This is a genomic window from Candidatus Oscillochloris fontis, assembly GCF_004138135.1.
In the GTDB taxonomy this organism is placed as follows: Bacteria; Chloroflexota; Chloroflexia; order Chloroflexales; family Chloroflexaceae; genus Oscillochloris; species Oscillochloris fontis.
In genome coordinates, this window is sequence record NZ_RYFD01000096.1 from 1 (window position 1) to 3,915 (window position 3,915).

2 protein-coding genes are annotated in these 3,915 nt (G+C 56.8%); one reads left to right on the forward strand and one right to left on the reverse strand.

The annotated features are described in order from the left end of the window. Positions 1 to 167 precede the first annotated feature (167 nt). Positions 168 to 833 carry an FHA domain-containing protein gene (locus tag EKD03_RS17945; protein WP_129633796.1) on the forward strand — a complete coding sequence of 222 codons (666 nt, stop codon included), beginning with the start codon at positions 168 to 170 and terminating at the stop codon, positions 831 to 833. Positions 834 to 1,013: 180 nt separating this feature from the next. On the opposite strand, the gene EKD03_RS17950 is transcribed toward EKD03_RS17945, so the two are convergent. Further along, complete coding sequence (locus tag EKD03_RS17950; RefSeq protein ID WP_129633798.1) at positions 1,014 to 3,779, reverse strand: clostripain-related cysteine peptidase; 2,766 nt, start codon at positions 3,777 to 3,779, stop codon at positions 1,014 to 1,016. Positions 3,780 to 3,915 lie beyond the last annotated feature (136 nt).

Consider the following 3,915-nt stretch of genomic DNA (forward strand, 5'->3'; position numbering starts at 1 on the left):
GTGGCTCGTCCATAGCGGTAGTATGCCGGATTCTACTGATTCTCGCAACTCAGGAGTGACCCACCCTGAACGGATACTCTGTACCTATGGTAAGATAAACCCCGCAAGAATAATAGTGTTCTAACCTCAGAAAAACATCAGCGCTTGGTGAGCTAGGAGCAGTGTACATGGACGAGACAGCAATCTATGGGCAACATCCGGTTCTGATTGGCCTAGTGCCAAGTGTTACGCCCCAACAGTATGTCATCGTGCGCGACTCGTGTACCCTGGGGCGCAGTACCAGTTGCGATCTGGTGGTCGAAGGATCGCTGATCTCGCGTCTGCATGCCACCATCGCACGCCACGGCCCGCGCTACCACCTCCAGGATGCTGATAGTCGTAATGGTACCTTCGTTAATGGTAGCCGCATCAATGGCACACATCTCCTCGACAATGACGACCTGATTGGCCTCGGCGCACCTACTGCCCATGTGCGCTTTATTGACCCCGACCCCACCGAGGTGGCTGCCCTGAGCGAGGCCGATGATCTCGATGGGGATCGCTTGCGCTACGATCCTCCAACTATGACCTTCACCCTTGATGGACGCCCCTTAGAATTGACTCGTATGCAGGGGCGTTTATTACTCCATTTGTACAACAACGCGGGAGCGATCTGCTCCCGCGAAAGTTGCGCCGAGGCCATCTGGGGCCGTGACTATGACCCCGGCATGGATGCCGGGGCACTTGATCAAGCCCTCAACAGCCTGCGCCGCGCCCTGGCCCGCGTCGCGCCGGGGGCCAGCCTCATTCAGACCCGGCGCGGGCTGGGGTATATTCTCCAACTTAACGCGTGACTGCTCACACTTGGGGGAAAGGGTGTAGCCACCCTGAGTACCCAATCGCGTTGTTGACCGCAGAGAACGCAAAGGACGCAGAGGGATGGGGTTCGATAGCTGTTGATACCCAGCATAGCTCCCTCCGGTTCTTCCTCTGCGTTCTCTGCGTCCTCTGCGGTTGATGTGGATTTTGTTATCTTACCGCGTGACGAGCGGCAGGTAGACCTTGTAGTCCACAGCGGTAACGACCTGGCCGGGGATGTTAAAGGCCCGCGTATCTATCACCGTGCTGAGTTGGCTACTCAGGCTGGCCCCAACTGGCCCCGGCAAGCCGCCCGGCCCGGTGCGGATGATCGGGATGGCTGGTTCGAGTTGCACCAACAACGCCGCCCAGGCTGGCACATCCCGCGTCAACATCAGTTGGGTCGGGTCGGCATAGTAGCGCATCTGGCGCTCGGCCTGGAATGGCTCGTTGAAGTTGCTCGGATTGGCCTTGGTTGGGCGGTAGTCTTGCTCGCCTAGAGGCAAGAAGATCGCCAAGCCGTTAGCCCCATTCAGGTTCCAGGTTTTGCCCTCATAGCTGCCGCTCACCGTTCGGCTGGTGTCAATCAGTGGGGTAGTGCCGGTCGTCGCGGCGGCGACCAGCTCGCCCGCAGTGGTGCGTATCTCAAACGTAATGGCCGGGTTAGACGAGTCGCGTAGGCGGCTGGCAAAGTCAACCAGATCCACATAGCCCTCACGCGCATCAAGCTCCAGGCTGCTGTCATAGTCAAACTTCTGGCTTGCGTTGTAGATCGTCACCAATGCTTGCACCAAGGGCGTGTTCGCATTGGGGGTTGCGGGCAGTTCCGCGCTGATCTGCTCGGCCAGCCGGTTGAGGATGCTCGGCACACTCCCGGTCACCCCGCTACGCAGTTGGCGCAGATCGAGGACACTCAGGGCGAAGGGGTGATCCTGTGCATTCACTCCACTGTTGTAGTTGGCAACGATACGGCGTGCAAGCCCCAACGGCGAGGTGGCAGCGGTTAGCCCATCTTTGTCCAGGTAGATCTGGTAGGGTAGATTAGCAAACAGGACATTCTCACCCGCCACGAGGTAATCCGCATAGTTGCGTAGCTCGTAGGCATTCTCCAGCATCCCCATCAGACAGGCATCGAGGAAGAGCAGATCCAGATGCGTGGTGTTGCGCAGCGCCTCGCCAATGTTGCGGGTCGAGAGCGAATTACCGCCAACGGTGGTGGTATCCAAATTCATGCCGCGCCAACTACCGGCCTGTACGTCGCCCCCCGTGCGGGGCTGTCCCGGCAGCCCAATCGTCGGTGCCCAGCCACCGCCATGGTCAATGATCGAGAGCATCTTGTAGGTGCTGCCGGGGTAGGTGGCCACGGCCCAGTTGACGAAGTTGCTCAGGCTGGCGGCACTGCCGGTATCTATCTCACGCGCCCCACTCGTACCGCCCATCCCGCCGAGCCAACTCCGTGCCGCCTGCTCGGTAACATTTTGCATCCCACTCGCTTCACGGGTGTAGATATAGGTGTCGCCACCACCCGGCTTGTCGCCATCAAAGAGTACCACCAGGCGCATGTTGGGGTTGTAGGGCATACTACTCAGCCGGGTGAGCAGTTCACGCATCGGCGGGCTGAGGCTTGCCACATGATCGCCCTGGTTATCCCCACCCATATAGATCATCACCAACCATCGGGTGGTGGGCGGTACGGGTGTATAACTCGCACATTCACTGCTGGCCCAGTGGCTATAGGTGATCCCATCCGTGATCGCTTGCCCCGTCCCTCCCGGATTGTCGTTATAGGTTGGCCCACTCCCATTCCCCCACCACTGGTTGGGCGCGTTGACGACGCTGGCGGGTTGGTTGTTGCGCATGGCGTAGAGTTGATTGCCCACAAAGTCGTTACATGTCGTGAGGTCGGGCTGTGCGCCATTCAGTAAATCAATCCCGATATAGTTCTGCTGAAGCCGCACGGACGCAATGGTTGGTGCAGCGGCGTTGAGGCGTATGGCTCCACTATTAAAGATTGATGCATCACCGTATGATCTTCCATAGCCACCATAGCGCACAACGACATAGCTGAGGCTACTTGTATCATCACTATCGTTCAGGAACTCAATAAAGCCCCAGTTATTGCTGGCTGGTGTATTTACCAGATTGTTGGTATCACACACCTGCTCATTACTCGCACCCAACCCACACACCGTATCGTCACGCTCCGAGGTGAAGATGATCGGGTTGGCAGCACTGACATCAGTGGCCGGGGTGCCGTCGGCGATCAGCGTGCCACTCACCCGGAAACTGTTGGTGGCTGCAGGCTTGATCTTCACCCCCGGTATTATCGTGAAGGTCTGATATGGCGCAACCCGCACATCCCCACCTAGCCAGTAGATCACAGTGCTACTCTTGAGGGTGTTATCGTTCCAATCCCCAGCCTCTAACTCAACCCCGTTGCGGTAGTTGTTGCTCATACTGAGATAATCCAGGGTAGGGCTGGCATTGCGCAAGCGCACAATGCCAAAATTAAAGCTTTCCCCATTCCCATAGGGATTTCCATATCCCCCATAGCGCAACACTGCCCGCGTCAGGCTACTCGTATTGTCACTACTATCCTCAAACTCAATGATGCCCCAGTTACCTGTGTTTGGCTCACCAACCGCATTGTCGGTATCACAGACCAGTTCATCGAAGGCACCATAGCCACACACCGTATCATCCTTCTCCGAGGTGAAGAAGATCGGCGCACTAAACGTGCCATTGGCAGTCAATTTACCAAAAATAAACATACCAGCATTGGCATCAGCCTTGATCTTCACCCCAGCCGCAATCGTGAGGGTGTTATTGGCTGCGACTGTCACATCATCATGTAGCCAGTAGATGACACTCGTGCTGCTCAGGTTGTTGGTATTCCACGCTTCACCAGCAACTTCTACCGCATTGCGATAGTTGTACTGCATACTCAAATAATCCAAGGTCGGGCTGGCATTGCGTAGGTGCACGATTCCAAAATTAAAGACTCACCTTACGCAGTACGTATGTACGGATAAAGACGGTCTTTCGTGCCAGATCATGCTCCTTGCGTCGCCCGTAGCG

What these genes read in the sequence shown, in the direction of transcription:
- EKD03_RS17945 (WP_129633796.1), top strand. Translation starts at nt 168, where the DNA reads ATGGACGAGACAGCAATCTATGGGCAACATCCGGTTCTGATTGGCCTA.
- EKD03_RS17950 (WP_129633798.1), bottom strand. Translation starts at nt 3,779, where the DNA reads ATGCAGTACAACTATCGCAATGCGGTAGAAGTTGCTGGTGAAGCGTGG.